The organism is Pelagibius sp., assembly GCF_028281305.1.
GTDB lineage: Bacteria > Pseudomonadota > Alphaproteobacteria > Kiloniellales > Kiloniellaceae > Pelagibius.
This window is the reverse complement of sequence record NZ_JANQKD010000087.1, coordinates 41,467-64,798: the sequence shown is the minus strand read 5'-3', so window position 1 is coordinate 64,798 and position 23,332 is coordinate 41,467. Positions and strand designations below refer to the sequence as shown.

At 65.9% G+C, this 23,332-nt stretch carries 24 protein-coding genes and 1 riboswitch; of the genes, 15 read left to right on the top strand and 9 right to left on the bottom strand.

The window, feature by feature from the left end; translation table 11 throughout:
- Positions 1 to 106 precede the first annotated feature (106 nt).
- Both Q0982_RS17120 and Q0982_RS17115 read left to right on the top strand, forming a co-directional pair.
- On the top strand, positions 107 to 559 hold the full coding sequence (locus tag Q0982_RS17120) for an AAA family ATPase (protein WP_299397508.1): 453 nt from the start codon (positions 107 to 109) through the stop codon (positions 557 to 559).
- Complete coding sequence (locus tag Q0982_RS17115) at positions 546 to 1,304, top strand: tRNA(His) guanylyltransferase Thg1 family protein (protein ID WP_299397506.1); 759 nt, start codon at positions 546 to 548, stop codon at positions 1,302 to 1,304. Before Q0982_RS17120 ends, Q0982_RS17115 begins: the two co-directional genes overlap by 14 nt.
- A gap of 55 nt (positions 1,305 to 1,359) precedes the next feature.
- Here Q0982_RS17115 and Q0982_RS17110 read toward each other — a convergent pair whose 3' ends face one another.
- Positions 1,360 to 1,908, bottom strand: a complete 549-nt coding sequence (locus Q0982_RS17110) for a peptidoglycan-binding protein (protein WP_299397505.1) — start codon at positions 1,906 to 1,908, stop codon at positions 1,360 to 1,362.
- A 187-nt stretch (positions 1,909 to 2,095) separates the two neighbouring features.
- A complete protein-coding gene (locus Q0982_RS17105; protein WP_299397503.1) occupies positions 2,096 to 3,148 on the bottom strand; it encodes a ketopantoate reductase family protein in 1,053 nt (350 codons plus the stop codon).
- Positions 3,149 to 3,315: 167 nt separating this feature from the next.
- Here Q0982_RS17105 and Q0982_RS17100 point away from each other — a divergent pair, with 167 nt between their 5' ends.
- From Q0982_RS17100 to Q0982_RS17090, 3 genes are all read left to right on the top strand, one after another.
- Positions 3,316 to 4,722: a short-chain fatty acyl-CoA regulator family protein gene (locus Q0982_RS17100; protein ID WP_299397502.1), complete on the top strand. Its 1,407-nt coding sequence runs from the start codon at positions 3,316 to 3,318 to the stop codon at positions 4,720 to 4,722.
- Between the two features lie 577 nt (positions 4,723 to 5,299).
- Complete coding sequence (locus Q0982_RS17095) at positions 5,300 to 6,280, top strand: TAXI family TRAP transporter solute-binding subunit (protein WP_299397500.1); 981 nt, start codon at positions 5,300 to 5,302, stop codon at positions 6,278 to 6,280.
- A gap of 156 nt (positions 6,281 to 6,436) precedes the next feature.
- Positions 6,437 to 8,674 (top strand): TRAP transporter fused permease subunit, encoded by a 2,238-nt coding sequence (locus Q0982_RS17090; RefSeq protein WP_299397499.1) that lies wholly within the window; start codon positions 6,437 to 6,439, stop codon positions 8,672 to 8,674.
- A gap of 114 nt (positions 8,675 to 8,788) precedes the next feature.
- Here Q0982_RS17090 and Q0982_RS17085 read toward each other — a convergent pair whose 3' ends face one another.
- Together Q0982_RS17085 and Q0982_RS17080 are read right to left on the bottom strand one after the other, a co-directional pair.
- On the bottom strand, positions 8,789 to 9,472 hold the full coding sequence (locus Q0982_RS17085) for an energy-coupling factor ABC transporter permease (RefSeq protein ID WP_299397497.1): 684 nt from the start codon (positions 9,470 to 9,472) through the stop codon (positions 8,789 to 8,791).
- A 52-nt stretch (positions 9,473 to 9,524) separates the two neighbouring features.
- Positions 9,525 to 9,740: riboswitch (cobalamin riboswitch) on the bottom strand.
- 50 nt (positions 9,741 to 9,790) lie between these two features.
- Positions 9,791 to 10,000, bottom strand: a complete 210-nt coding sequence (locus Q0982_RS17080; RefSeq protein ID WP_299397495.1) for a hypothetical protein — start codon at positions 9,998 to 10,000, stop codon at positions 9,791 to 9,793.
- 140 nt (positions 10,001 to 10,140) lie between these two features.
- On the opposite strand from Q0982_RS17080, the gene Q0982_RS17075 reads away from it, so the two are divergent.
- On the top strand, positions 10,141 to 11,097 hold the full coding sequence (locus Q0982_RS17075) for an AEC family transporter (RefSeq protein WP_299397494.1): 957 nt from the start codon (positions 10,141 to 10,143) through the stop codon (positions 11,095 to 11,097).
- A 12-nt stretch (positions 11,098 to 11,109) separates the two neighbouring features.
- A complete protein-coding gene (locus Q0982_RS17070) occupies positions 11,110 to 11,655 on the top strand; it encodes a 2'-5' RNA ligase family protein (protein WP_299397492.1) in 546 nt (181 codons plus the stop codon).
- Here the strand turns inward: Q0982_RS17070 and Q0982_RS17065 are convergent.
- Together Q0982_RS17065 and Q0982_RS17060 are read right to left on the bottom strand one after the other, a co-directional pair.
- Positions 11,646 to 12,095, bottom strand: coding sequence for a hypothetical protein (locus Q0982_RS17065; RefSeq protein WP_299397491.1), 450 nt, complete (start codon positions 12,093 to 12,095; stop codon positions 11,646 to 11,648). The two genes, Q0982_RS17070 and Q0982_RS17065, sit on opposite strands and share 10 nt — an antisense overlap.
- A 52-nt stretch (positions 12,096 to 12,147) precedes the next feature.
- Positions 12,148 to 12,552, bottom strand: a complete 405-nt coding sequence (locus Q0982_RS17060) for a DUF6152 family protein (protein ID WP_299397489.1) — start codon at positions 12,550 to 12,552, stop codon at positions 12,148 to 12,150.
- A 940-nt stretch (positions 12,553 to 13,492) separates the two neighbouring features.
- On the opposite strand from Q0982_RS17060, the gene Q0982_RS17055 reads away from it, so the two are divergent.
- The 4 genes from Q0982_RS17055 to Q0982_RS17040 are packed head-to-tail and all read left to right on the top strand — an operon-like array spanning position 13,493 to position 16,541.
- Positions 13,493 to 14,788 (top strand): O-acetylhomoserine aminocarboxypropyltransferase, encoded by a 1,296-nt coding sequence (locus Q0982_RS17055; protein ID WP_299397488.1) that lies wholly within the window; start codon positions 13,493 to 13,495, stop codon positions 14,786 to 14,788.
- 54 nt (positions 14,789 to 14,842) lie between these two features.
- Positions 14,843 to 15,631, top strand: coding sequence for an alpha/beta fold hydrolase (locus Q0982_RS17050; RefSeq protein ID WP_299397486.1), 789 nt, complete (start codon positions 14,843 to 14,845; stop codon positions 15,629 to 15,631).
- A gap of 9 nt (positions 15,632 to 15,640) precedes the next feature.
- Complete coding sequence (locus Q0982_RS17045; protein ID WP_299397485.1) at positions 15,641 to 16,093, top strand: thioesterase family protein; 453 nt, start codon at positions 15,641 to 15,643, stop codon at positions 16,091 to 16,093.
- A gap of 22 nt (positions 16,094 to 16,115) precedes the next feature.
- Positions 16,116 to 16,541, top strand: a complete 426-nt coding sequence (locus tag Q0982_RS17040; protein WP_299397483.1) for a hypothetical protein — start codon at positions 16,116 to 16,118, stop codon at positions 16,539 to 16,541.
- Positions 16,542 to 16,897: 356 nt separating this feature from the next.
- On the opposite strand, the gene Q0982_RS17035 is transcribed toward Q0982_RS17040, so the two are convergent.
- On the bottom strand, positions 16,898 to 17,359 hold the full coding sequence (locus Q0982_RS17035) for an Hsp20 family protein (RefSeq protein WP_299397482.1): 462 nt from the start codon (positions 17,357 to 17,359) through the stop codon (positions 16,898 to 16,900).
- 334 nt (positions 17,360 to 17,693) lie between these two features.
- Here Q0982_RS17035 and Q0982_RS17030 point away from each other — a divergent pair, with 334 nt between their 5' ends.
- Complete coding sequence (locus tag Q0982_RS17030) at positions 17,694 to 18,116, top strand: DUF1465 family protein (protein WP_299397480.1); 423 nt, start codon at positions 17,694 to 17,696, stop codon at positions 18,114 to 18,116.
- Positions 18,117 to 18,247: 131 nt separating this feature from the next.
- Here Q0982_RS17030 and rpmE read toward each other — a convergent pair whose 3' ends face one another.
- Entirely contained in the window at positions 18,248 to 18,472 is a 225-nt protein-coding gene (gene rpmE, locus Q0982_RS17025; RefSeq protein ID WP_299397479.1) for a 50S ribosomal protein L31, read from the bottom strand.
- A 387-nt stretch (positions 18,473 to 18,859) separates the two neighbouring features.
- On the opposite strand from rpmE, the gene Q0982_RS17020 reads away from it, so the two are divergent.
- The gene (locus Q0982_RS17020) at positions 18,860 to 20,677 is read left to right on the top strand and encodes an ABC transporter transmembrane domain-containing protein (protein ID WP_299397477.1); all 1,818 of its coding nucleotides are present in this window, start codon (positions 18,860 to 18,862) and stop codon (positions 20,675 to 20,677) included.
- A gap of 12 nt (positions 20,678 to 20,689) precedes the next feature.
- Here Q0982_RS17020 and Q0982_RS17015 read toward each other — a convergent pair whose 3' ends face one another.
- Positions 20,690 to 21,064 (bottom strand): hypothetical protein, encoded by a 375-nt coding sequence (locus Q0982_RS17015; protein ID WP_299397476.1) that lies wholly within the window; start codon positions 21,062 to 21,064, stop codon positions 20,690 to 20,692.
- Between the two features lie 303 nt (positions 21,065 to 21,367).
- On the opposite strand from Q0982_RS17015, the gene Q0982_RS17010 reads away from it, so the two are divergent.
- Together Q0982_RS17010 and Q0982_RS17005 are read left to right on the top strand one after the other, a co-directional pair.
- Entirely contained in the window at positions 21,368 to 22,648 is a 1,281-nt protein-coding gene (locus Q0982_RS17010; RefSeq protein WP_299397474.1) for a glyoxalase superfamily protein, read from the top strand.
- 89 nt (positions 22,649 to 22,737) lie between these two features.
- Entirely contained in the window at positions 22,738 to 23,316 is a 579-nt protein-coding gene (locus tag Q0982_RS17005) for a TetR/AcrR family transcriptional regulator (protein WP_299397473.1), read from the top strand.
- Positions 23,317 to 23,332 lie beyond the last annotated feature (16 nt).

Sequence of the window (23,332 nt, the reverse complement as noted above, 5' to 3'; positions counted from 1 at the left end):
GCATTCAGCCTCGGTAAAGCGCAGGATGAGTGTTAGAACCTCGCCAACGCAAGAGTGTGTGCCGGGCTGAGATGGAGCGCCGACGTTGGCCCGCAGGAGAGGCATAATGCAGGTTGTCGTGCTGACGGGAATTCAGGGCAGTGGGAAGTCGACGTTCTGCCGCGAGCGGTTGTTTAACACGCACCTGCGGATCAACCTCGACATGCTGCGGACACGCCATCGAGAGAAGACTTTGTTCGATGCCTGCCTGGCCTGCGGTCAGGATGTGGTGATCGACAACACCAACCCAACGGCCGCAGATCGTGCGCGCTACATCGGCCCTGCTCAGGCCGCGGGTGCGGAGATCGTCGGCTATTACTTCAGTTCAAGGACTTCGGAGGCGATTGAACGCAATGCCAGGCGTGAAGAGCTTCGACGGGTGCCGGACAAGGCAATACTTGGAACTGCACGCCGGCTGGAATTGCCGCGGCAGTCAGAGGGATTCAATGCCTTGTTCTATGTAACCTGTGTTGGCGGAAGCGCCTTTTCGGTTGACGATTGGCGCGATGAAGTTCACTGAGCTCGATCGAAAGATGCGGGTCTACGAGACCGCAAACGATCTTGTCGTGCTGCCTGGGGTGCTGATGGTGGCCCGGCTCGACGGCCGCGGCTTCACGAAGTTGGTGCGCGAGCGGCATCCCTTCGAGTCGCCTTTTGACCCACGGTTCCGCGACATGATGGTGGAGACCGGCCGTCATCTGATGGACTGTGGGTTCAACTTCCTGCTCTGCTATTCACAGAGCGACGAGATCTCCTTGCTGTTTCATCCGGATGAAGGCAGCTTCGGGCGTAAGCTTCGGAAGCTGAACTCAGTGCTTGCCGGAGAGGCCAGCGCGAAATTCTCCTTGTTGCTTGAAGATACTGCGAGTTTCGATTGCAGGATCAGCCAACTGCCACGCGCGGTCGACGTCGTCGACTATTTCCGCTGGCGGAACGAGGACGCTCACCGCAACGCGCTCAACGCTCATTGCTTCTGGCTGCTGCGCAAAAAGGGGCAGGATCCAAAGCAGGCCCAACAAGCATTGGACGGCCTATCGGTTGCTGCCAAAAACGAGTTGCTGTTCCAGAAGGGCGGGATCAATTTCAATGACCTTCCACAGTGGGAGAAACGCGGTTGGGTCTTGCGCTGGGTGCCGATCACGAAACAAGCCGCCGACCCGAACACCGGTGAAGCCATCGAAGTCGAGCGCCGTCAACTCGCCCTCGATCTTGATCTGCCTATGCGCGACGCATTCAGCGAAATGATCCGCTCATTGCTTGAGTAGCGAAGCCGGGCTTGAGTAGCGAAGCCAGGTTTGAGTATCCAGGATCGTCGGCTCTTTAGAACGCAGGGTCGGCCTTGATCTCCGGCGGGGCGTCGCGGATGTCCTGCAGCAGACGGGAGTCGAGGGCGGTGTCGAGGGGCAGGCCGGCATCGGCCTGGAAGCGGTCCAGCGCGCGGTAGGTGGCCGGGCCCGCCAGGCCGTCGTGCGGGCCCAGGTAATAGCCGCGCGCGGCCAGTTCGCGCTGGACGCTGAGTACGGTGCCGACCACCGGCTCGCCGAAGCGGGTGACCTTGGGCAGCGCGAACTTCAGGTGGTCCAGCAGTGCGCGGTTGGCCGCGCCGTCCACCGTCAGGCCGGCGTCGCCCTGATAGGCGCGGATCGCCGCGCGGGTCTCCCGCCCCATGATGCCGTCCACCGGGCCGGCCGGATAGCCGTGGGCCAGCAGCTCGCGCTGGATGCCCCGGACGATGGCGGTGTCGGTCTGAGTCTGTGCCAGTTGCAGCGGTGCCCTGAGCGGCTCGGCCGCGACCGCTGCGCCCTGCAGCAGCACCAGGCCAACCGCCATGGCGCGCAGGGCGCCCTTGAAGAATTGGCTCTCCGTCACCCTGATGCTCCTCCGTTGCTTCCTCGCCCCGCTATGAAACCTAGGGCGTCGGCGGTGAAAGGTCGACGGTCAGAAAGGGGACGCGGCCTGCACGGCACCGAGCCGGTGCCATAAGAAAAGCCGCCGGGGCAGCGCTACTCCCGGCGGCAGAGGTCGAGGCAGAGCCTTCCCTCGGAGTGAAGGAGAATCAGGCCGAGAGGCGCTGGTTTTGGGCGAGCTTGGCGTCGACCGTGGCGACCACCCAGTCGACGGCGGCGCTGTCCATTCCGAGCGAGCGGCCGATGAGCTGGACCAGGCGGTCGACCCGCTCGATGGCCGGCGCGCCGGCCGCCACCGCGCGCGCGGCGGAGGAGGGCTTCAGCAGCCCTTCCGCGGCCCGGGCGTACTTCTCGAAGGGCACCTGGTCGGCGGGGTCGGCGCCCAGGCGCCGGGCGATGGCATCGACGTGGGCGTAGATGGTGCGGGAAGCTTCCAGGTCCGCATGCACCGCCTCGCGGATCGGCCGCGGCTCGCCCGCCGTGATGCAGCGGTAGTTGCCGGTCAGCAGCATCGACCACTTGGCCAGGGGCACGAAGAGGGAGTCGAAGACCCGCAGCTTCACCGGGACCTCTTTGCCGTCGAGGCGCACCGCGTCGATATCCGCCTCCAGGCGGCGCAGCATCTTGTCGTGCGCAGGGTCGGCGAAGGCGGCGGCCTTGAAGTTGGTCGGCAGGCCCACGTGCAGCACGTTGGGCTGCTCTTCCGGCGGACGGAAGGCCTGAGGGTCCGGGCTGCAGAGGGTCATCAGGTCCGGATCGAAGCGGTCCCAGACATGGGCGTTGGTGTAGCTGGCCTGAAGCTGCGCCGCGTCGAGGCCGGGAATGCGCTTCAGGTAGGGCAGCGGCGGCATGTTCATGATCGACAGGCAGGGCACATGGGCATCGGCGATGCGCACCATCAGCGTCCAGATCGCATGAGCGCTGTACTGCGGCTCCTGCATGGCCAGGGCGACCAGATCGTAGACCGCCGGATCGACCTCTTCCGGGGCCTTGGCATCGAGCCGGCCCGGCAGATCGCCGGAGCGGATCGTCCGATGCTGCTCCTCGCCCTTCAGCTTCAGCCGCACCTCCGTGCCCTCGGCATTGATCAGCCGGGCCGTCTGGCTGCGGCAGACCAGGGTCACGTCGTGCCCGGCCATCAGCAGCTTGGTGCCGAGCAGCGAGCCGTAGGAAGCGCCGAGGATGAGGATTTTGTAAGCCATTGGGAGGTCCGCCTGTGTTCGGCCGCCTGAAGGGCGGTCTTTGGAATTGCACGAAGACAAACACTTTAACCGCGAGGCGGGCCGGAGACGTCAACTTTCGGGTTTATGTGTTGTCAGTCGGCACAACATTTGTCAAAATATGTAAAATTGTTAATAGCGATCATGCCATGCGAAAAACCCTGATCGGCCCGCGGCTGCGCCGGCTGCGCCGCGACCACCGTCAGACCCAGGCCGAGATGGCCGGGGCGCTGGGCGTCAGCACCGCCTACGTGAACCTGCTGGAGAACAATCAGCGCAGCCTCTCGGTGCAGATGCTGATGGCGCTCTCGGATGCCTACGGCGTCGATTGGCGCGATCTCATCAAGGACGAGTCCTCGACCCGCCTGGCCGATCTGCGCAGCGCCCTGCAGGACCCGGCCTTCGGCGCGGCGCCACCTGACCTGCAGGAACTGCGCGCCGCCATCGACCACGCGCCCCGTCTGGTCGAGAGCTTCCTCCAGCTCTACCGCAGCCATCGCACGGCGCTGGAGAAGATGATGCGTCTCGGCAACGAGCGGATGCCCGACGACATCCTGGCCACCTCGCCGGAGACCATTATTCACGATTTCTTCCGCGATCATGCCAACCACTTCGCCGAGCTTGAGAGCGCGGCGGAGGAGCTGCGCGCCGCCGAGCCCTGCGACGTCGACGATGTCTATGCAGTCCTGAAGGCCCGCCTGCGCAAGGTCCACGGCATCTCCGTCCAGACCGCGCCGGTCGAGGAGATGAGCCAGGCGCTGCGCATCCACGACGAGGCGGCGGGCCTCGTCCGGCTTTCGGAGGCGCTCGACCACCAGAATCGGGTGTTCCAGCTGGCCCACGTGCTCTGCCTGGTGGAACTGCCGCATGTGCTGGAGGGGCTGACCGCCGGCAGCGCGGTCCGCTCCGAGGTCGGGCTGGCGCGCTGCCATGTCGAATTGGCGAACTACTTCGCCTCCGCCTTTCTGATGCCCTATGCGCCCTTCCATGCCGCTGCCGAGGAGAGCCACTACGACATCGACCGTCTCGCCGCGGCCTTCGGCGTGTCCTTCGAGCAGGTCTGCCACCGCCTGACCACGCTGCAGCGCGAGGGCGCGCGGGGCGTGCCGTTTTTCTTCCTGCGCGTCGACAAGGCAGGCAACGTCACCAAGCGGTTCAACGCCACCTCCTTTCAGATCGCCGAGCACGGCGGCGCCTGCCCGGTCTGGAACATCCACACCGCCTTTCGCACGCCGGGCGTGATCGTGCCGCAGTTCGTCGAACTGCCCGACGGCGAGCGCTTCTTCACCATCAGCCGCACGACCGAGCGCCCGGTTTTCAGCCGCGATACCCAGGACCGCCGCCTCGTGCTCTCGCTGGGCTGCGAGATGCGCCATGCCCACCGCCTGGCCTACGCCGCGCCCTTCAATACGGAGGAGGCGGGGCTGTTCAGCCCGATCGGCATTAACTGCCACCTCTGCCCCCGCCAGGCCTGCTCCCAGCGCGCCCACCAGCCGCTGTTCATCGAACTGCCCATCGACACCAAGCGCCGGGGCAACACCCGCTACGAAAGCTAGGCCAGCCGCCAGAAGTGACCGAATGTGGCCGGATGTGTAGAAATCCACACACCCATAGCCGGCCTTGGGTAGGCCGGGTAACATGGCGCATCGGCCCGGGTGGCGGTGGGGGCCGATGTCCTGTTTAATCATCAACGACTTAAACGCGCTGTGGCGGTGACCAGAGGTTTGGCATGCCGGTTGCAGAACTCCGGTCAACGTGCCGGTCTTCGGGCAATCAATCCCGGCGCGAAACACGAAACGGGAGGAAACCAGTGAAGACTCATCCGACTGCCAGGGCGGCTGCCGTGGCTTGCGCCGCAGCCCCGCCAAGCGTACGGACCCCATCTTAGAGAGCGCCGCTGCGCCCTGGACGTTGGCGCGGCGCCATGACGGCGTCGACTTCTTCAGGACACCTTGAACGAAGCGGTCCTCTGAAGCCTGCAAGGCTCTGGAATCGCTCCGCCATGAGTGGAGTTTGTCGGCTGCGGGCATAAATCATCAACAACCAGCAGTCTGAGAAACCGGTACCTACACCAACCGTATCAATCAAACCGCTCAGCTTGCGAGCTGTGCAAAACCGTATAGGGAGTTCTAAATGAGATTTTCGGTATTCGCTGGCACTGCCGTTGCCATCGCCCTCACCGCAACAACGGGCTTTGCCCAGGATCGCGCGGGCTGGCCGGAGAGCTTCACCGTTGGTACGGCCTCACAAGGCGGGACCTACTTCGCCTACGGCTCGGGCTGGGCCAACCTCGTAGCGGAAGAGTTGGGCATCTCCGGCGGTGGCGAGGTCACCGGCGGCCCCATGCAGAACATGGCGCTGGTGCACACCGGCGATGCAGCCTTTGGCATGACGACCATGGGCCCTGCGGCGGAGTCGATTCAGGGCACCAACCCCATCGCCCCGGGTCTGCAGATGACCAATGCCTGCGCGATGTTCCCGATGTATCAGACGCCGTTTTCGATCACCGCCCTGTCGTCGTCCGGCATTGCGTCCGTCAAGGACATTCCTGACGGTGCCCGCATCGGTTTCGGCCCGGCGGGTTCGACATCGGACACCTACTTCCCGCGCATGATGGAGACGCTCGGCGTCAACTTCGATCGCCGCAACGGCGGCTGGTCGGATCTGGGTGGCCAGCTTCAGGACGGTCTGCTCGACGTGATCGCCTTTGCAGCCGGCGTGCCGGTGCCTGCCGTCAGCCAGCTCGAAGTGCAAACCGATGTGAACATCATCGAGTTCACGGCGGAAGAACAGGCGAAGATTCTCGAGACCTTCCCCGTCTCCTCCTTCGACATCGCCGCTGATACCTACACCACCTTGGACAGCGATGCGCGTTCGGTTTCCATGTGGAACTTCGCGATTGCCAACTGCGATCTGCCGGAAGACTTCGTCTATGCGGTTGTCAATGTGGTGATGTCCGACAACGATCGTATGGTCACCATCCACCGTGCCGCCCGTTCGACGCTGCCCGAGAACTGGGACAAGAACGAAGTGATGAAGTGGCATCCGGGTGCGGCCAAGTGGTTCAACGAGAACGGCGCCTCGATTGCCGGGGACATGGTCCACGGCGGCTGAGCCTCGTTTTCCGACAGCGGTTGGGGGCCGCCTTGCTCTGCGAGGCGGCCCCTTTTTTCAGCCGCCACATGGGCTTACCCGCACCCGGCGAGGGGAATAAGCGCTGGTATTCTGAAACCGCTCAGGCAGACTGACGGCTAAAAGAGGGAGGGGACTGTGACAAATCAAGCCGAAACCGAGAGCCCAATCACAGTCAAAGGGGTCGACGAAGAGACCGTCGAGAGCAATCGGCGCTTGTTCGAGGGCCGCGCGCATCTTGTGGTCGCTGCCTTGGCCGCGGTCTATGCCGGTTTCCACATGGCCGCGCTGAACGGTCTGTCGCTCAGCGCCATGACCGGTGGCCTGGTGGATCTTCCCTTCCTTCCGGTTTTCCCCATGGAAACCTGGAACTTCCGCATCGTGCATATCGCCGGGGCGTTGGGTCTCGGTTTCGTACTCTTTTCGGCGCGCGGCTTCGCCAGTGGTGCCGCGAACGAAACCCGGCTGCTGGACTACCTGTCCTATGTCCTGATCCTGCCGGCGCTCTTTGCCCTTGGCATGGCGCTCTCCTTCGCTGTCGATATCGCCAACGGCGTGATGTGGAACGGCATCGATGAAGGCATCAAGTTCAAGGAGACCTGGCTTTTCGGTCTGCCGCTGATGCTGTCGACGGTCGGGGCTGTCCTGCTCTCCTGGGCTGACCGACGCGAGCGCAGCCACTTTGCTTTCCCGGACATCGTTCTCGCGGTCTGCGGCGTCGCCGTGGCCACCTACCTGATCGCGATCTACGGCACCTTGATGCGCAACTCCACGGGAACGCCCTTTGCGCCCATCGGCATCTCTATTGCAGCGGTCGCGGGCACGATCCTGATCATGGAACTGACCCGTCGTGTCGCCGGGCTGGCGCTGGTCATCATCGCCGGCATCTTTCTGGTTTACGTCTTCACCGGGCAGTACCTGCCGGGCTTTCTCAGTGCACCGGCGATCACCTGGCAGCGGTTCTTTAGCCAAGTCTACACGGACGCGGGCATTCTTGGACCGACGACCGCGGTCTCCTCAACCTATATCATTCTCTTCATTATCTTCGCCGCGTTTCTCCAGGCCTCCAAGGTTGGCGCCTACTTCGTCAACTTTGCCTTTGCGGCAGCCGGCCGGGCGCGCGGCGGCCCGGCCAAGGTGGCGATCTTCGCCAGCGGCCTGATGGGAATGATCAACGGGACCTCGGCCGGCAACGTTGTCGCCACGGGCTCGCTCACCATCCCGCTGATGAAGAAGGTCGGTTATCACCGCAAGACTGCCGGGGCGATCGAGGCCGCGGCCTCGACCGGCGGGCAGATCATGCCCCCCATCATGGGCGCCGGCGCCTTCATCATGGCGGAGATCACCGGCATTCCCTACACCGAGATTGCGGTCGCTGCGATCATCCCGGCGATCCTCTATTTCGTGTCGATCTACTTCATGGTCGATTTCGAGGCCGCAAAGCTCGGCATGCGCGGCATGCGCGATGACGAACTGCCCAAGCTGCGCGAGATGTCGCGGCGGGTCTTCCTGTTCCTGCCGATCATCATTCTGATCGCGGCGCTTTTCATGGGCTATTCGGTGATCCGTGCCGGCACGCTTGCGACCGCCGCAGCCGCGGTGGTGAGCTGGCTCACGCCCTATCGCATGGGGCCGCGATCCATCGCCAAGGCGTTCGAGATCGCCGGCATGATGTCGGTGCAGATCATCGCCGTCTGCGCCTGTGCCGGCATCATCGTCGGGGTGATCTCACTGACCGGGGTCGGGGCGCGGTTTTCGAACCTGCTGCTGGGGCTTGCCGAGGCCTCCCAGCTCCTGGCCCTGTTCTTCGCCATGTGCATCGCCATTCTGCTTGGCATGGGCATGCCGACAACCGCGGCCTACGCGGTGGCCGCATCGGTCGTGGCGCCCGGGTTGATCGAGCTGGGCATTCCGGCACTGACAGCACACTTCTTCGTCTTCTACTTTGCCGTCGTTTCGGCCATCACGCCCCCGGTCGCTTTGGCATCCTATGCGGCCGCCGGGATCTCCGGCGCCAACCCGATGGAGACCTCCGTCGCCTCCTTCAAGATCGGCATTGCCGCCTTCATCGTGCCCTTCATGTTTTTCTACAACTCGGCGATCCTGATGGAGGGCAGCACTTTCGAAGTGGGGCGGGCGTTCATAACGGCGGTGGCCGGCGTGTTCCTGCTGTCATCCGGTGTGCAGGGCTGGTTCCTGGGCGCGCGCACGGTCTGGTTCCTGCGCGTGTCGCTGATCGTTGCGGCACTCTTCATGATCGAAGGGGGAATTGTGTCCGACATCATCGGTATCGGCCTGGCCGCTGGAACGCTGTTGATTCAGCGGTTCGTCAAGCCGGCGCCCGGTGCCATCATGCCCGTGCGCGGCCCCGACTGACAGACCCAGTGCTGCTCCTCTGACGTTTTGCCGTGCCCCCGGGGCAGGTGTTGGCTCGCCAGCCGACCTGCGGACCCGGCGGCCCCGCTCAGGGGGGACCGCCGGGCTGCCGCGTCAGGTCGCCGGGTGATGCAGGCGGTTGTAGAGCAGGCCGCTCCGGCTGAGCGGAGCCAGCGCCTTCGCCGCAGCCAGCACCGCCAGATCGGCCAGCGGCTCAAGAATGATCACCAGCATGTAGGCGCCGCCGAAGGAGGTCACCGCTGCGACGTTGGCCGCCGCGAAGCCCTGCCCATAGAAGGCCCAAAAGGCAACCCAGGCGACGATGCCGCCCTGGTAGGCGGTGGAGAGCGCCAACGCCTGCCAGTACTTTACCTCGACGTAAGGTGTGTCGGCCGGGATGATGCGCTTGGCCAACAGGCTGATGGCCCAGAGCGGCACGATCAGCGTGGTAACGTTGATGAAGTACTGCGGCAGGTCGGCGGGCGCAAAGAGCAGTCCCTGAAGCAGCAGGCCCCCGGCCAGCCCTATGGCCGCCGGGCCGGCGCCGAAGATCAGGTAGAGCGTCGATCCGAGTATGAAGTGGACCTCGGACACCCCGACGGGATAGTGCGGCAGGACCTCGAAGAAGCAGAACACCAAGGCGGTGGTGACGACGCTGCGCAGGGTGAGCGCGCTGATGCCGCCGTCGCGGCGGATCGTGTCCACCGCGAGTTTGCCGGCCAAGCCAAAGGCCGCTGCCGCGGTTGCGTAGCTGAGAACGATTTTGGCACCGTCGACGATGCCCAGTTCGATATGCATGGTTTTCCCCCATCCGCACCCACCGTGCGGAGTCGTTGGTTCGAGGCGCCCGTAGCGCCGGCTTGGTGATGGCAGGTCTCCTGGCTTGCGGCTTGACGCTCTACCCGCCTTCCCGGCCTTTAGCGGGCCAGTGGCGCTTCGGGTATCGCTCGCCGCTTACAGTTGCGGGGGCAGCCACGGTCTCGGTCCCTGATGGGTACGCCTCACCGTGTTCCCTTTTCATCCGCCGTGCGTTCGGCCTGGCGGAACCATCGCCCGCAAGCCTGTGACAAAAACGCGATTCGCCGCAAGGGTCCTGAGGGGGGTTGGCCGGCCTGCCTAGGCGCGCCGCCGGCTGCGCCAGAACATCAGCCAGCCGATCGGCCCCAGTAGCAGCACCAGCACGATCCAGCCGGCGCGCGGCCCCAGCGGGCAGCCGCTGCCCGGCGGCGGGCGCCAGCCGCCGGAGCGCGGCGAGATCAGCACATGGGCCAGCGGCAGCAGATAGCCGAAACCCAGAATCAGCCAGGCCGTGAGTTTTGGATCCATGGGTGCTATCTTGGCGCATCGCCGGTTCCGGCTCCAGCCGCATCGCACTCCCAGCCGCCAGCCTGTTCCATGGGTCCTTCGCAAGGCCCGCCCTGCAGAGGCCGACACCCCCTCTATGTCCCCACCCGTACCTTCAGCCCATGCAAAGCATTCTTGAAACGGTTCTGCCGATCTTCGGCCTGATCCTCTGCGGCTATCTGGTCGGGCGCAAAGGCTGGATGAGCGAGGAGGCGATCAAGGGCCTCAACACCTTTGTCTTCTACTTCGCGATTCCCGCCCTGCTGTTTCGCTCCATGGCGCGCGGGCTGGGGCCGATCGAGTTCACCATCGCCGGCGCCTACCTGAGTGCGGTGCTCGTCACCTTCATCCTGGCCTGGGGCCTGGCCCTGCTGCTGTTCCGCACCGGGCTTGCCGAGCGCACCCTCTTCGGCATGGGCTCGATCTTCTCCAACACCGTGCTGCTGGGCATTCCGCTGATCTTCACCGCCCTGGGTGAGGAGGGCGGCCTGCAGCTCATGCTGATCATCACCTTCCATGCGATCCTGATCTTTCCGGTCATCACCGTGCTGATCGAACTGGGCCGCAGTGCGCGGGGCGAAGGCGGGGCGGGCTGGGGGACCATGATGGCGAATGCGGCCAAGGCCCTGGCGGTCAACCCCATCATCCTGGCCCTGCTCGCCGGCATCGCCTATGGCGCTTCGGATCTCGCGCTCCCGGCGCCTGCGGACCGCTTTCTGGTGCTGCTGGGCGGTGCGGCGGCACCCTGCGCGCTCTTTGCCCTCGGCGCCTCGCTGACCGGCTTCACCATCGCCGGCGATCTGAAAGAGACCCTGGCCATCGTGGTGATGAAGCTGCTGGTCCATCCGGCAATCATGGCGGTGATGGCCTTCTACGTCTTCGAGCTGCCGCCGCTGGCGGCGGTGGTGGCGATCCTCACCGCGGCCATTCCCTCCGGCGCCAACGTCTTCATCATGGCCCGGCAGTACAACATCTACCTGGCGCGCTCGGCCTCGGCGGTGCTCATCTCCACCGCCCTTTCGGTGGTTACTCTCTCCATTCTGCTGGCGGTTCTCAAAGCCTGGCTGGCAGGGAACTGAGGCGGGAACGCGATGACCAACTTCATCGTCTGCTACCCCCAGCTCAGCGCCCGCAACCGCCAGTGGATCGACCGGGTCCGGCGGAACAACGACCCCCAGGCCGAGGCCATCGCGCCGCATGTGACACTCGTCTTCGGCTTCACCGAGGTGGAGCGGGAGAGCCTGGAAGAACACCTGCGAGAGCGGGCCGCCGTGCAGGCGCCCATTGCCGCGACCTTCTCCGCCCTCGAGTGCCACAAAGGGGTCCGGGAGGAGGCCTACTACGCCTATCTGATGCCGGCGCGCGGCCGCATCGCCTTGACCGCTCTGCACGACCAGCTTCACCGCGGCGTTCTGGCAGACGAGAAGTTCGGCGCACCGGTGTACGTTCCGCACGTCACCCTGGCGCGCAGCCGGAGCCGGGCCGCCATCGAGACCCTGATCGCATCGCTCACCCTGCCGGAACGGGGGATCGCCGCGGTTCTGCCCGCCCTGACCTGGGTGGCCGCCGATGACGGGACGATCCGTGACCTGGCCGTGTTTCCCTTCGCCGGTAAGCCCAAGGCCGCTCACAGGTAAGCAATAAAGCGGCCGCAGAGGATGACCGCCAGCCAGAGACCGAGCGAGAGGGCGCCGGCCAGGCGCAGGCGCGGGCTGTTTACCGCCATCTCCGGCACCTGGGCCAGGGTCCAGTCGGCCGCGCGGCGCAGCAGCAGGGCATTGGCGATGGCCGCGAGGATCAACAGCAGTTTGACCTGGAAAAGAGTCGTGCCCGCGTACTTGACCGCGTGGACCGAGAACAGCAGCAGCCCGCAGACGACCGCCAGAACCAGGCCGCAGAGGGCGACCGGGACCAGGACCCGGGCCATCGGTGCGATGGGGCGGTCGGCCCAGGCCCCCAGGAGCCTGAGGTCGAGCGGTACGATGGCGCCGAACAGCAGCGCCAGACCGACGATGTGGCCGGCGTTGACGACGGGATAGACCCAGCGCGAGGCGCGCAGGGCGCTCGGCAGCGCCATGTCCTGAAGCGCTGCCAGCGCCTCGACGATTGGGGCGTCGAAGATCGCGCCCTCAGTCCCGGTTCGGGTAAAGGTTGTAGAGCTGACCTTTGATGCTGACGCGCTCCGCCTTGACCCGCTTGTCGGCCTCATCGGCGGCGCGCTGCCCGATGGCCTTGATCTCCGTCCCCGGGGTCAGCATGTCGTCGGTGAGGCCCGCCCGCTCGTTGCGCCAGGGCTGTCCGACCTCGACGGTCCAGATCTCGCCGTCGGCATCGACGGTGAGAAGCCCGTGCGGATTGCCCAGACGCACCGTCTGGATCAGGCCCGTAAGCTCGAAGTTGCCGTCCTCGGTCCAGCGCCAGCCGTGGTGCGCGCGCGCCGGCCGGGTGCCGAGCCCTGCGGCTAGCCCCGTAACGAGAACGCCCGCCGACAAGACAAGGCTGCTGGAGATCAGGAACCTGCGCCGCGTTGTCATGATGGTTTCGCCTCCGTTCGTTCCGCTGTTCGATGGCTTATGCCGCCCGGCGGGCGGCTGGGTTCGCGGGTGAAAGCCGCGCTTCTTAACCAAAAAAGATGTGGGCGCCGCTTTCCCGGGATCGAGCTCCAAATGGAAGATCCGCGGATTTCCGCCGTTTTTCCCGGTTCCGATCTCGGTCATACAGAAAGTTTTAACCAGAGTCTTAACTATTCTTTAGGAATTCGAGGCTAATTTGAACCATAGACGGCCTGGCACCCTCCCCGGGTCCTCCCGGGTCGTCTTTCGGATGTTTATCCGTTCCTTGTAACGCCTCCCTGTTAAACTTGCCGCCGGGTTCGCCCGGCGGTTTTTCTTTCTGCGCCGCGTGCCGTCTTGGCGGTCTGTACGAGAGCATCCTACGACACCGAAGCTGCAAGTCGGCAGTGCGTCTCTTCTTATGATTGTGATTCATGCATGGCGACAGTGGAGCGCTGTCGGCGCTCCGCGATGGTGGTGGGCCCGCTTACCGGACCGCGTTGCAGATTGCGGCAACGGTTCTTGCAGTCGGCGGCACTTCAAGCGCGCAGGACTCCAAGGAAAGCCCCCGCGTTCAAGACGTTAATGATTCTCCGCTTGACCGTCGGCAGGACATTGGTAGTGTTCGGGACGGCAAGTTGACAGGGTAGAACGTAAACAAGGGGAGGGGCCACGATCCATCCGGATCGAAGGCCCTCCTTCAATTTTGGGCCCTGCTTTTTTTACTTCCAGCGCTGCAGATGAAGCCGCTCCGCTGCTTGCGGAGAAAGGCGCGCGAACCGTTATATCGACGGTGTTTCGCGCGTCTGTTCTTTTGCACTGCCGCAGGGTGCCCCTTGCGCTTCCGCATGCGGCGCAAGAGGGGGTCAGGATCGCCGCGGCTTGGTATAAGGTTGCGGGCGCATAACCGGAGTCCCTCACCGTGGCAGATCCAAAGTTCCTCAAGTTCGACACCCTCTCCCTGCACGCCGGTCAGCAGCCCGACCCGGTGACCGGCGCACGGGCGGTGCCGATCTACCAGACCACCTCTTACGTCTTCCGGGACACCGACCAGGCGGCAGCGCTGTTCAATCTGGAGCGCGCCGGCCATATCTACAGCCGCATCTCCAACCCCACCGTCGCGGTGCTGGAGGAACGGGTTGCCGCGCTGGAACTGGGGGTGGCCGCCATTGCCACCGCCTCCGGCCAAGCCGCCCTGCATCTGGCGGTCGCCACCCTGATGGGCCAGGGCGGGCATATCGTCGCCTCGGCATCGCTCTACGGCGGCTCCATCAACCTCTTCACCCACACCCTGCCGCGCTTCGGCATCACCACCAGCTTCGTCAATCCGCGCGACGTCGCCGCCTTCCGCGATGCCATTCGCCCGGAAACCCGGCTGGTCTTCGCCGAGGGTCTGGGCAATCCGGGCCTGGAGGTGCTGGACATCCCCGCGGTGGCAGAGGTGGCGCACGACGCCGGCCTGCCGCTGATGATCGACAGCACCTTCGCCACGCCTTACCTCTGCCGCCCCGTGGAACTGGGCGCCGATCTGGTCATGCACTCCGCCACCAAGTGGCTCGGCGGTCACGGCCTGGCCCTGGGCGGGCTGCTGGTCGACGGCGGGCGTTTCGACTGGGAGGCCAGCGGCCGCTTCGACACCCTGACCGAGCCCTACGCGGGCTATCACGGCATCGACTTCGCCGAGGAGTTCGGCCCCCAGGCCTTTGCCATGCGGGCGCGGGCGGAGGGCTTGCGCGATTTCGGCGCCACGATGAGCCCACAGAACGCTTTTTACATTCTTCAGGGTGTGGAGACTCTCCCCTTGCGCATGGAACGTCACATGGCCAACACCCATAAGGTGCTGGAGGCGCTGCAGCGCGAGGATGCCGTCTCCTGGGTCATCCACCCGGACCTGCCGGACCATCCCGACCACGCCCTCGGCCAGAAGCTGATGCCCCGCGGCTGCGGCTCCATCGTTTCCTTCGGCGTGAAGGGCGGCCGCCAGGCTGGGGCGAAGTTCATCGAGGCCTGCCAGCTCTCCTCCCACCTCGCCAACGTGGGCGACGCCAAGACCCTGGTGATCCATCCGGCCAGCACCACCCATCAGCAGATGAGCGCGGAGCAGCTGGCCGCCGCAGGCGTCGGCGAGGACATGGTGCGCCTCTCCGTCGGCCTGGAGGACCCGGACGACATCATCGGTGATCTGCGCCAGGCGCTCCGTGTATCCCAGAAAGTCTGACCGCAACCGCCGCGGCTTCAGCCGCCGAACACCCCGAAGGATGGATTAACCGGCATGGACCTCTCAGTGGACGGTGCGCGGGTCTATGCCGCGACCGGCGGACGCAGCTTCGACCCCGACCTGCCTGTGATCGTGTTTCTGCACGGCGCCGGTCTCGATCACACGGTCTGGGCGCTGCCCGCGCGCTACTTCGCCCACCGCGACCGCAGCGTGCTGGCGGTCGACCTGCCGGGCCACGGCCGCTCGGAGGGCGCGCCGCTGACCTCCATTGAGGCCATGGCCGACTGGGTCGTGCGGCTGCTGGACGAAGCGGCGCTGGAGACGGCGGCGCTCGTCGGCCACTCCATGGGGGCGCTGGTTGCGCTCGACTGTGCCGGGCGCCACGGGGGCCGGGTGCGCGCCGCGGCGTTGATGGGGGCGGCGCCGAAGATGCCGGTGCATCCGGACCTCTTGGCGGCGGCGGAGGCCGACGATCCCCTGGCCTTCGAGCTGATGACCTCCTGGGGTTTCGGGCCGAGCGGCCACTACGGCGGCGCGCGCCTGCCCGGCGCCTGGATGATGGGCGGCGGCGAGCGCCTGCTGCAGCGCGTCAGGCCCGGCGTGCTGCATGCCGACCTTGCGGCCTGCAATGCCTATCAGGGCGCCATGGAGGCCGCGGCCAAGGTGGCCTGTCCGCTGCTGATGATCATGGGGACGCACGACAAGATGACCCCGGCGCGCGCCGGCACCAAGCTGGTCGCCGCCGTCGACGGCGCCCGCCAGGTCACCATCCCCGCCTGCGGCCACATGATGCTGGCCGAGAAGCCTGACGAAAGCCTGGATGCCCTGCGAACGATCCTGTGACGTGAGCCGATGACCGATACTCTTGCCGAGACCCGTGCCGCGCGCCGTGCGGACTACATGCACTTCCTGACCATCCCGACGCGCTGGATGGACAACGACATCTACGGCCACGTGAACAATGTGGTCTACTACTCCTACTTCGACACCGTCATCAACGAATACCTGATCCGCGAAGGCGGGCTGGACATCCACGACGGCGGGGTGATCGGCGTCTGCGCCGAGAGCGCCTGCCAGTACAAGGCCGCCTTCGCCTTCCCGGAAAACGTCGAGGCGGGTTTGCGCGTCGGCCATCTGGGCAACCGCGCGGTGCGCTACGAGATCGGTCTTTTCAGGGAAGGCCGGGAGGACGCGGCGGCGACCGGCAGCTTCGTCCATGTCTTCGTCGAGCGCGCGACCATGAAGGCCGTGCCGATTCCTGATAGTCTGCGGGCGGCGCTGGCGCGCCTGCAGGTGGTGGTCTAGGGCGTTCTGCATGGATGGGCCGATGGATTGGACCGCCTATACCGACGATCACACCCATCCCAGCGGATCCTACACTGTGGAATTCGTCGCCTATCATCGGCGCGGCGGCGGCCTTGATCTCTTCGCTTACGAGGCGGAAGGGTCCTGCCCGGAGCTGGAGGACGGGCGGGTCGATGAAGATCACATCTTCCTTGCCCACCTGGAGTCGGAACGCGAACTGGACGCCGCAGTGGAGGCGGTGATGGCACGCCTGGGGGCGGCCTATGAGCGCACCGTCTTCTATCGCGAGGCCGGCTCGCGGAAAGTGATCGGAAAGATCCACTCGCACTTACAGAAACGCGGTACGCGCCACGCCTGGGTCCGCTCGAACGGCAAGGAAGACTGGGAACTCGTGATCCGCCGCAAGGACTTTCCGATTGCCGCTGAGGTGGTGCCCTCCAACGTCTGACGGCGCCGTTCCCCCTCACCCTCCCGCTGCGCGGGCCCCTCCCTCTCCCACGAGGGGAGAGGGAACGTTAGAGTGCCTCGACGAGAAATCCTCTCCCCTCGTGGGAGAGGGCTGCGCAGCCTTAGCAAGCGGAGCGCGCTTAGGCGAAGCTGGGTGAGGGGGAAGACCGGTGCCGCGCAGCGGGAGGGTGAGGAGGATCACTCCCCCGCCAGCCGGTCGAAGCGCAGGCGGGTGACGATCAGGGCGTTGCAGCGAGCGTGCAGGAGACGCCCAGCCGCTTCAAAATGCAGGCGGCCGGGCGGTTGTTTGCCGCCCGGCCGCTTGCCACAGGTCTTGTGAAGACTGGAGAGGCCGCGTCAGGCCGCTTCGCTCTCGATCACCTTGGCGCTGCCGACGCCGGAAGTGATCTTGATGGAGCGGGGCTTCTTGGCCTCGGGAATCTCGCGGACCAGGTCGACCGACAGCAGGCCGTTCTCCAGCTTGGCACCGCTCACCTTGATGTAGTCGGCGAGGTCGAAGCGGCGCTCAAAGGCGCGCGCGGCGATACCGCGGTGGAGGTACTTGGGCTCTTCGCCCTCAGCGGCCTTCTTGCCGGTGATGGTCAGGCTGTTCTCCTTTGCCGTGACGTCCAATTCGTCTTCGCCGAAGCCTGCCACCGCCATCACGATCCGGTAGCTGTCGTCACCGGTCTTCTCGATGTTGTAGGGCGGGTAGCTGTAGGCGCTGTCGTCCAGCCGGCTGGCGGCGTCGAGCGCGGAGGCGAGACGGTCGAAACCGACGGTGGCACGGAAAAGGGGGGAAAGATCAAGACTGCGCATGTCCACATTCTCCTTGCATGAGCAATATGGTTGGTCAACGGGCCCACCGGATGGTCGGACCCTCGTCATAAGCCGCCGTTCTGAGAGGCCCTTTTAGAAGGCACCCCTCTGCGGCCCCTTGGATATTGGAAGCTGGCGGTTCCGATTCAAGGCTTGCGGTCTCTGCTGGATATGAAATAATTCCTGATCTCTGCGGCGTTCATTTCCAAGGGATTGTTAAGCCGGAAGGGGTTAGCATCGGACGTTTTTCGCCGTTCAGCGATCCCGGGCCCGCCAGCCGGGGGCCGCTCGCAACAGGCCGTCCTGCCCAGGAGCCCGTCTTGAGGAATCCGTCTTGAAGGACCAGACCGTTGCCTTCTTTGATTCGACCTTCGACGAGGCCTTGGCGCTGACCCGCGAAGCGCGGGACTATCTGACCCATCGCGAGCCCGAAGAGCGCAAGAAGATGTCGCCGGCCGAACGCATGGCGATGAGCTGCGAGACCATGCGGCTGACCGCACGGCTGACCCAGATTATGGCCTGGCTCCTGGTCCAGAAAGCGGTGCATGCGGGCGAAATGACCCGCGAGGAGGCCGCCGCGGAAGAGTACCGCCTGTCCGGTAAGGAGGTCTGCGAGGAGACGGCACCGCCGGTCGAAGGAGCGCAGCTTCAGCCGCGCCTGCTGGATCTTCTCGAGCGCTCCCACAAGCTCTATCAGCGCGTGGCCCGCCTCGATGCCATGCAGGACCGCCCGAGCCGGCCCAGCCTGCAGGGATAGCCGTCCCGGTTCTCCAGGGTCTCTCGCGGATAAAGGGGTTTCAGACAAAAAGGGCGGCGCAACGGCCGCCCTGCTATCGGACCTTCGGTATAACCGCCGGGAGCCTCGCTCCACCGGCGGCGCCGGGATCCTTACGACTTCAGGCCGAAACCGCCGAAGCGCTTGTTGAACTTGGCCACCTGGCCGCCACTGTCGACCAGGCGGTGCTCGCCGGTCCAGGCGGGGTGGGTCTTGGGGTCGATATCCAGGCGCATGGTGTCGCCCGCGGCCCCATAGGTGGAGCGGGTCTTGAACTCGGTGCCGTCGGTCATCACCACGGTGATCTCGTGGTACTCCGGGTGCAGGTCTTTTTTCATGGCCATGATCCTCGATAAAGCGCGGCGGTATATACCCGAGTGCGGGCCCGGACGCAACCCCGTCCGAGGGTGACGGGCCGCCGCTTGTTCCGGCCCTGCAAGCGCCAATAAATCTAGCGATTTCATGGTGTTGTTCTCATTTGCCTCGCGGCGGTCAGGAAGCGGCGGCCGCGCGGGGGCGGCTATTTCCGGCCCGCGGGCGGACGAAAGGCCGCAGACCGGGCCGGGAGCCCCGTATTTGCTGGATTTTGTCCTAGGCGTCAGGGAGGATCGGGCCCAGGTAAAGGTCCCTGCCGATCGGCTGCCCGGCGCGGCCCGCCCGGCTGGGATGCCCGGTCATAAGAAGCCCGGTCATGAGAAGCCCGGTTACATGGAAGAGCCCGGTTGATGCGAATCTCCTCTCCCGCCCCGAGCGGCCTGCGCAGTGACGCGCCCGCCCGCGGCAGCCTGAAGCTGCTCGCCGAGCTCTGGCAGTTCGTGCGGCCCTACAAGCTGCAGCTTGTCGGGGCCATGGCGGCGCTGCTGACGGCGGCGGCCACGGTGCTGGGCCTGGGGATGGGCCTGCGGCGGCTGGTGGACGAGGGGTTCTCGGCCGGCAATGCCGCCCTGCTGAACCAGGCGGTCCTGGTCCTCTTCGGTGTCGTCATCTTGCTGGCGGTGGCCAGCTACGTCCGCTTCTATCTGGTTTCCTGGATCGGCGAACGGGTGGTGGCGGACATCCGCAAACGGGTCTTCGATCACATCGTCACCCTCTCGCCGGCCTACTACGAGGTCACCCGCACCGGAGAGGTGCTCTCACGGCTGACCACCGACACGACGCTGCTGCAGACCGTGGTCGGCTCCTCCGTATCGGTGGCGATCCGCAATTCCCTGCTGCTGGCAGGCGGCTCGGTGCTGCTGATCATCACCTCGGCGCGGCTGACCGCCCTGGTGTTTCTGGTGGTCCCCCTGGTGCTGCTGCCGATCCTGACCTACGGCCGGCGCGTGCGGCGTCTCAGCCGCGACAGCCAGGACCGCATCGCCGATCTCGGGGTCTATGCGGGCGAGACCCTGGATGCCATCCGCACGGTACAGGCTTTCGTGCATGAGGGGGAGGACCGGCGTCGGTTCTCGGCACGGGTGGAAGAAGCCTTCGGAACCGCGCGGCGGCGCATCGCCGCGCGGGCCATGCTGACCGCCGTTGTCATCGTGCTGGTCTTTGGCGCGGTCAGCGTGATCCTCTGGATCGGCGGCCACGACGTCCTGAGCGGGCGAATCAGCGCCGGCGAGCTTTCGGCCTTTGTTTTCTACGCCATCGTCGTGGCCGGGGCTGCCGGTGCGGTGAGCGAGGTGATCGGCGACCTGCAGCGCGCTGCCGGGGCGACGGAGCGGCTGATGGACCTGCTGGCCGCCGAGCCGGAAATCACGTCGCCTGCCGCGCCCAAAGCACTGCCACATCCGGCGCGCGGGGCCGTCAGCTTCGACCACGTGATTTTCCATTATCCCTCGCGCCCCGACCGCTCGGCCCTGCAGGGCCTCAGCTTCACCATCGAGCCGGGCGAGAAGGTGGCCATCGTCGGTCCCTCGGGCGCCGGCAAGACGACGGTGTTCCAGCTTCTGCTGCGCTTTTACGATCCGCAGAACGGCTGCATCCGCGTCGACGGGGTGGCGCTGCCGGAGGCCGATCCCGCCGATCTGCGCGCGCGCATCGGCCTGGTCCCGCAGGAGCCGGTGGTGTTTTCCGCCGATGCCTGGGAGAACATCCGCTACGGCCGCCCGGAGGCCAGCGACGCGGAGGTGCGCGCCGCCGCGGCCGCTGCCGGGGCGCTGGAATTCCTCGAACAGCTTCCCCAGGGCTTCGACACCTATCTCGGAGAGAAGGGCGTGCGTCTCTCCGGCGGTCAGCGCCAGCGCCTGGCCATTGCCAGGGCCATCCTGAAGGACCCGCCGCTGCTGCTGCTCGACGAGGCGACCAGCGCGTTGGACGCCGAAAGCGAGCGCGCCGTGCAGCAGGCCCTCGAACGGCTGATGACCGAGCGCACGACCCTCGTCATCGCCCACCGCCTCGCCACCGTCCTGAAGGCGGACCGCATTCTGGTGATCGATCAGGGCCAGCTCGTCGAAAGCGGCAGCCACGACGAACTTGTGGCCGGCGGGGGTCTCTACGCCCGGCTGGCCGCCCTGCAGTTCGGCGAGGCGGCGACCCTGGACACCTCGGCGGCCTAAGGCGTCGCCGCTTTAGAACCTTCGGGAACTGCAGCGGATCTTCCGATTGCCGCCGACCATAACCGACTCCCGCGTATAGCAGTGCACGACCACCAGATGCTCGCCGGAGCGGTCGAGCAACCATGCGCCGGCCGGCTCCAGGTTGTCGATGCCGACGGCATTGCGTCCGATCCGCGCGCGCCGTGGGGGCTCAGCCGCCGGTCCGCGCGGCAGGAGCTTCGGCGGGCCGCGATGGACGGTCAGGCCCGTGCCGCCCTCGTTCTGTGTGACCACCGATGCCTCTGTCGTCGCGGCCCCGTGAAGAATCCTGACCGGTCCTTCCGCCGCCCCGGCGGCCGCTGTGCCGCTCAGCACGCCGACAATCAGTGCAACTGTGCGCAGCGTCATCTTTGCTGTCATCCTGCGTCTCCCACGTTTGCTTCGGGTTGGTCCCAAGCGGTCGTTCTCCGTTCGTCGCTGCCAAGCCTCGCATGCGCCACGGCAGCCGTCCAGGGAAGCGAAGCCCGCGCGGCCGGCGGTGCTGCCTGACCCGTTTGACTTCGCCGCCGGGCGCTTCATAATGCCGCCCTGGCCGTGAGGGCGGCCGACGGTCCGCGTAAAGGGTTGAACCCACCTCCACTCGCGATGTGTTCCACATCTTCTTTCTGCCCGTGAGTTGCGGACGCCGGGCCTAAAGAAAGAAGGTGTCCCATGACCGAAACCCTTCCCCAACGCCCCGACCTCACCTGGCTGCGCAAGACCGCCAAGCAGCACCTTGCGGCACTGCGCGCCGAAGACCCTGCCGCCAGGCTGCACCAGGCCCAGTTGGAGGTCGCGCGGCGCTACGGCTTCGCCAGCTGGCGCGCGCTGAAGGCCCATGTCGATTCCGTCAGCCCGGACGGCCAGATCATCGCCGCCGCGGTCGAGGGCAGGGCGACCGACCTGGCCCGCCTGCTGCGGGAGAACCCGGGCAAGACCGGGATCACCGGCGGCCGTTGGAACCGGCCGCTTCTGCATCTGGCCGCCGAGGAGGGGCATCTGGACTGCGTCGAACTGTTGCTCGACCTCGGGGTCGACGTGAACCGGCGCGACCGGCTGGACCGGGCCTATGCCCTGCATTGGGCAGCCATGGCCGGCCAGCTCCCGGTGGTAAAACGCCTCGTCGCGGCCGGCGCAGACGTCCGGGGTGACGGCGATGCACACGAGATGGGTGTCATCGGCTGGGCGACTGGCTTCCGGCAGGTTCACCGCGATGTCGTTGACTACCTGATGGCCCGGGGTGTGGAGCCGGGCATCTTTACCGCCATCGCGCTCGGCCGCAGGGACCTGGTCGAGACGATTGTGGAAGACGATCCGGCGGAACTCCAGCGGCCGATGAGTCGCTTCGAGCACCACTGCACGCCGCTGCACTTTGCCGTACAGAAGGACCGGGCCGAGATGGTCGAGCTTCTGCTCGACCTTGGGGCGGAGCCGAGCGCCAAGGACAGCCGCGGCGTGACCCCCCTGGGCTACGCCGCGCCGAAAACCGACACGGCCGTGGTCGACCTGCTTGTCGATGCCGGCGCGGACCCGGCGGAGCGCAGTCCGAACCGTTTTGAATCCGCAATCCCGATTCTCAACGTGAAGTCGGTTCCCAATGCCATCGCCTACTACGTCGACAAACTGGGGTTCGAGAAGGAGTGGGACTGGGGCACGCCGCCGGACTTTGCCTGCGTTCTGCGCGATGACGTGCGGATCTTCCTCTGTCAGGACGCCCAGGGTGCAAGAGGGCAGGAGGGAAATGGGGGCATGTGGATTTCGATCTTCATCCGCGATGTCGATGCTCTCCACGAAGAGTACAAGAAGGCTGGCGCCACCATCCGCCAGGCGCCCACCAACTTTCCCTGGGGCGTGCGCGAGATGAACGTCGAAGACCTGGACGGCCACCGCCTGCGTATGGGCAGTGATGCGACCGGCCCCGGCGATGGCGAACCTCTGAACGAAGCACCCTGAGGCTGCGGTCCCAGGGCGAAGGGGCGGATCGCGCTGCGGGTGCGGTATCCAGCCTTGCGCAAAGGCGCAATCCGTCCCACCCTGGCCGCATGGGCACACGCGACCGCATTCTCGAAGCCGCCGATGCACTGTTCTATGCGGGTAGCATCCGCGAGGTGAGCGTCGAGCGCGTCGCCGAGCAGGCGGGCGTGACCAAGAAGACGCTCTACTATCACTTTCGCTCCAAGGACGACCTCGTCGCTGCCTACCTCGACGCACGCCAGCTGCGCACGCTTGAGCGCTACCAGAACTGGGCCGGCAGCCGCGGCGCGATGGCTGAGCGCATGGAGCGGATGTTCGCGGCCTTGGCCGAGGCCGCGAAGCAGCCTGAATGGCGGGGCTGCGGGTTCATACGCGCCGCCGTCGAACTGGCTGACAGCCCCGGCCATCCGGCCCTGGACGTGGCCCGCAGCCACAAGGAATCCTTCGAGACCTGGCTGCAGCGCGATCTGGAAAATGCGGGTTACGCGGATGCGGCCTCGCTGGCACGCATGATCCTGGTGCTGCTGGACGGTGCCGTGGCCCGCATGCTGGTGCACCGCAATCCGGACTATGCGCTCGAAGCGGGCCGGGCGGCCAGCCTGCTGCTGCAGGCGGCCGAGTCGCACAGGCTGCGCTCTACGGGCTAAGCGGCGCAGTCCACCA

Bases quoted from the DNA above. Each gene is read 5' to 3' on its own strand.
- Q0982_RS17120 (WP_299397508.1), top strand. From the start codon at position 107: ATGCAGGTTGTCGTGCTGACGGGAATTCAGGGCAGTGGGAAGTCGACG.
- Q0982_RS17115 (WP_299397506.1), top strand. From the start codon at position 546: ATGAAGTTCACTGAGCTCGATCGAAAGATGCGGGTCTACGAGACCGCA.
- Q0982_RS17105 (WP_299397503.1), bottom strand. From the start codon at position 3,148: ATGGCTTACAAAATCCTCATCCTCGGCGCTTCCTACGGCTCGCTGCTC.
- Q0982_RS17100 (WP_299397502.1), top strand. From the start codon at position 3,316: ATGCGAAAAACCCTGATCGGCCCGCGGCTGCGCCGGCTGCGCCGCGAC.
- Q0982_RS17095 (WP_299397500.1), top strand. From the start codon at position 5,300: ATGAGATTTTCGGTATTCGCTGGCACTGCCGTTGCCATCGCCCTCACC.
- Q0982_RS17085 (WP_299397497.1), bottom strand. From the start codon at position 9,472: ATGCATATCGAACTGGGCATCGTCGACGGTGCCAAAATCGTTCTCAGC.
- Q0982_RS17080 (WP_299397495.1), bottom strand. From the start codon at position 10,000: ATGGATCCAAAACTCACGGCCTGGCTGATTCTGGGTTTCGGCTATCTG.
- Q0982_RS17075 (WP_299397494.1), top strand. From the start codon at position 10,141: ATGCAAAGCATTCTTGAAACGGTTCTGCCGATCTTCGGCCTGATCCTC.
- Q0982_RS17070 (WP_299397492.1), top strand. From the start codon at position 11,110: ATGACCAACTTCATCGTCTGCTACCCCCAGCTCAGCGCCCGCAACCGC.
- Q0982_RS17065 (WP_299397491.1), bottom strand. From the start codon at position 12,095: ATGGCGCTGCCGAGCGCCCTGCGCGCCTCGCGCTGGGTCTATCCCGTC.
- Q0982_RS17060 (WP_299397489.1), bottom strand. From the start codon at position 12,552: ATGACAACGCGGCGCAGGTTCCTGATCTCCAGCAGCCTTGTCTTGTCG.
- Q0982_RS17050 (WP_299397486.1), top strand. From the start codon at position 14,843: ATGGACCTCTCAGTGGACGGTGCGCGGGTCTATGCCGCGACCGGCGGA.
- Q0982_RS17045 (WP_299397485.1), top strand. From the start codon at position 15,641: ATGACCGATACTCTTGCCGAGACCCGTGCCGCGCGCCGTGCGGACTAC.
- Q0982_RS17040 (WP_299397483.1), top strand. From the start codon at position 16,116: ATGGATTGGACCGCCTATACCGACGATCACACCCATCCCAGCGGATCC.
- Q0982_RS17035 (WP_299397482.1), bottom strand. From the start codon at position 17,359: ATGCGCAGTCTTGATCTTTCCCCCCTTTTCCGTGCCACCGTCGGTTTC.
- rpmE (WP_299397479.1), bottom strand. From the start codon at position 18,472: ATGAAAAAAGACCTGCACCCGGAGTACCACGAGATCACCGTGGTGATG.
- Q0982_RS17020 (WP_299397477.1), top strand. From the start codon at position 18,860: ATGCGAATCTCCTCTCCCGCCCCGAGCGGCCTGCGCAGTGACGCGCCC.
- Q0982_RS17015 (WP_299397476.1), bottom strand. From the start codon at position 21,064: ATGACGCTGCGCACAGTTGCACTGATTGTCGGCGTGCTGAGCGGCACA.
- Q0982_RS17010 (WP_299397474.1), top strand. From the start codon at position 21,368: ATGACCGAAACCCTTCCCCAACGCCCCGACCTCACCTGGCTGCGCAAG.
- Q0982_RS17005 (WP_299397473.1), top strand. From the start codon at position 22,738: ATGGGCACACGCGACCGCATTCTCGAAGCCGCCGATGCACTGTTCTAT.